Below are 794 nucleotides of genomic sequence, written 5' to 3' on the forward strand. Positions count from 1 at the left end.
CTAACGCGCTCATGATCCCGATTTTGTGCAACATGGTTACTATTCCTGTTTAATAAAATAGGATATTAACATATCAACTTATCTATATGACAAGGATATCGTTTCAGACGACCCGTATTACGTAACGGAATCGATAGCTAAGAATGGCAAGGTAGCAGTTGCTTAAATCCCATAACTGCCATCAAAACCTCCTCTTTCAAATACAGAAATTCCTTCGATAAGTCCCGTTTTACGGTAACGCCGAGTTTGATTCGGTGCTCCACCTTTACCCGGATAAATTCCTGTTCCCATTTCCATTCTAAATTCGAAATGTTGCGGGTGGCGGGTAAATATTGCGTATTCACGAGATTCGATTGCCGACATTATGATTTTTTTGACTTTACCCAGCTTGGCTTCTGCATCTTTGATCTTCATGCCCGGATGTACCCCCGAAGCCGTGTGACAGGCGGGAGAGTAGGTCTCCAAAGAATCAATTTTTTTATGGAGTTTTATAGGCGCATCAGGATCGTCGTCTCCATCTTGATGGGTGATAACCATGACGTCTTTAGACAGTGTAATGGCAACATACGCCACACCTTCGGGATCGCTTTCTCTCTCCATTTTCGCCTTCGGGAATTTATGTTTTACCTGCTTTAAGTTCTGCCCTAATTTAATTCCTGCGATGCTATCTTTTTGAATCAAACATTCGGCAGCGGCCGGCATGGCAAGACCCAAAATCAACGCGCTCATGATCCCGATTTTTGTGCAACATGGTTACTTTCCTATTTAATAAAAATAGGATATTAACATATCAA

At 41.9% G+C, this 794-nt stretch carries 1 protein-coding gene; it reads right to left on the bottom strand.

The annotated features are described in order from the left end of the window. Window positions 1–162: 162 nt before the first annotated feature. Window positions 163–729, bottom strand: coding sequence for a hypothetical protein (locus HMPREF1028_RS12890; RefSeq protein ID WP_009313217.1), 567 nt, complete (start codon window positions 727–729; stop codon window positions 163–165). Between the last annotated feature and the right edge of the window lie 65 nt (window positions 730–794).

The organism is Neisseria sp. GT4A_CT1 (assembly GCF_000227275.1).
GTDB lineage: Bacteria > Pseudomonadota > Gammaproteobacteria > Burkholderiales > Neisseriaceae > Neisseria.